At 73.0% G+C, this 2,079-nt stretch carries 1 protein-coding gene; it reads right to left on the bottom strand.

Going from position 1 to position 2,079, the window contains the following annotated elements; translation table 11 throughout:
* On the bottom strand, positions 1 to 2,079 hold a 2,079-nt coding region (gene lysX / locus RH94_RS43825; protein ID WP_234425866.1), incomplete at both ends, for a bifunctional lysylphosphatidylglycerol synthetase/lysine--tRNA ligase LysX.

The raw sequence follows: 2,079 nt of genomic DNA, 5'->3' as shown, positions 1-2,079 counted from the left end.
CCAGCCGGTCGACGCCGAGGCCGAGTCCGCCGGTGGGCGGCATGGCGTATTCGAGGGCGTCGAGGAAGTCCTCGTCCAGCTCCATCGCCTCCGGGTCTCCCCCGGCGGCGAGCAGGGACTGGGCGGTCAGGCGGCGGCGCTGCTCGACGGGGTCGGTGAGTTCGGAGTAGGCGGTGCCGAGTTCGGTGCCGAAGGCGACGAGGTCCCAGCGTTCGGCGAGCCGTGGGTCGGTGCGGTGCTGCCGGGTGAGCGGGGAGACGTCGGTCGGGAAGTCCTTGTAGAAGGTGGGCTGCTTCGTACGTTCCTCCACCAGCCGCTCGTACATCTCCAGGACGATCTCGCCGGGGGCGTCGTCGGCGGTGTACGGCACGCCGGCGCGGTCGCAGTGCCGGCGCAGCGTCGCCGGGTCGGTGCCGGGGCCGACCTCCTCCCCGAGTGCTTCGGAGATCGCGCCGTGCACGGTGGTGACCGGCCAGGGCCCGGAGATGTCGTACTCGGTGCCGTCCTTGTGGGCGACCGGGCGGCCGAAGGCGGCGGTGGCGGCGCCCTGGATCAGTTCGCGGGTGAGGTCGAGCATCACGTCGTAGTCGGCGTACGCCTGGTAGGCCTCCAGCATGGTGAACTCGGGGTTGTGCTTGGGGGAGACGCCCTCGTTGCGGAAGGTGCGGCCCATTTCGAATACCTTCTCCAGGCCGCCCACGCACAGCCGCTTGAGGTACAGCTCGGGGGCGATGCGCAGGTACAGGTCGAGGTGGTAGGCGTTGATGTGGGTGGTGAAGGGGCGGGCGTTGGCGCCGCCGTGGATCCGCTGCAGCATCGGGGTCTCGACCTCGAGGAAGCCGTGGTCGAGCAGTCCCTGGCGCAGGGCCTGTACGGCGGTGGAGCGGACGCGGACGGTCTCTCGGGCCTCGGGGCTGGTGACCAGGTCGAGGTAGCGCATGCGCACCCTGGCCTCGGGGTCGGCCAGGCCCCGGTGCTTGTCGGGCAGGGGGCGCAGACACTTGCCGAGCAGCCGCCAGGAGGTGACGAACACGGTCGGCTCGCCCTTCTCGCTCCTCCCGGCCCTGCCGGTGGCGGTGATGTGGTCGCCGATGTCGGTGTCGGCGGTGAAGCGGTCCAGGGCGGCCGGTCCGGTCCGGTCGCGGGTGAGGGCGAGCTGGTGGTCGCCGGACCAGTCGCGCAGGACGACGAAGACGATGCCGCCGAAGTCGCGGACGAGCAGGACGCGGCCGGCGACGGTGACCCGCTCGCCCTCGCGGACCTCGGCGAGGGTGCGGGTGCGGGCCTCGACGCCCACCGGGTACGGGTCGGTGCCGGCCGCGCGCAGCCTCTCGAGCCTGGCGTGCCGGACGCGGACCTGTTCGGGCAGGCCCGCGAGCGGGTCGCCGGGGCGGGCGCGTCGCTCCTCGCCGAGCCCGAGCGCCGTCAGCGGGGGCAGGCCCTCGGTGGTGGCCGGGCGTGGTCCGGTGGCGGGGTGGCCCCTGCCCCAGAGCTTGCGCAGCGAGGGGACGGGGACGAAGCCCTCGGCGATGCCGGAGGCCAGACCGATCCGGGCGAGGGAGGCGGTCTCGCCGTAGCAGAGGAAACGCGGGTACCACTCGGGGTGGTACTTGGCGTTGGACCGGTACAGGGCCTCCAGCTGCCACCAGCGGGAGAGGAACAGCAGCAGGCGGCGCCACAGGCGCAGCACCGGTCCGGCCCCGATGCGGGCGCCCTCCTCGAACACCGAGCGGAACACCGCGAAGTTCAGCGAGATGCGGCGCACGCCGAGTCTCGGGGCGGCCGCGCACAGTTCGGCGACCATGAACTCCACGACGCCGTTGGGCGCGGCGCGGTCGCGGCGCATCAGGTCCAGGGAGACGCCGTCGCGGCCCCAGGGCACGAAGGAGAGCAGGGCGAGCAGCCGGCCGTCGGTGTCGAGGGCCTCGACCAGGAGGCAGTCGCCGTCGGCGGGGTCGCCCAGGCGGTCCAGGGCCATGGAGAAGCCGCGTTCGGTCTCGGTGTCGCGCCAGGCGTCGGCCCTGTCGACGATCTCTTTCATCTCGGTGTCGGTGAGGACGGCGTGCCGGCGGATGCGGC

The sequence above is a fragment of the Streptomyces kebangsaanensis genome (assembly GCF_001906585.1).
GTDB classification, from domain to species: Bacteria; Actinomycetota; Actinomycetes; order Streptomycetales; family Streptomycetaceae; genus Streptomyces; species Streptomyces kebangsaanensis.
The sequence above is the reverse complement of the archived record's forward strand: the minus strand, read 5'-3'. Positions and strand labels throughout refer to the sequence as shown.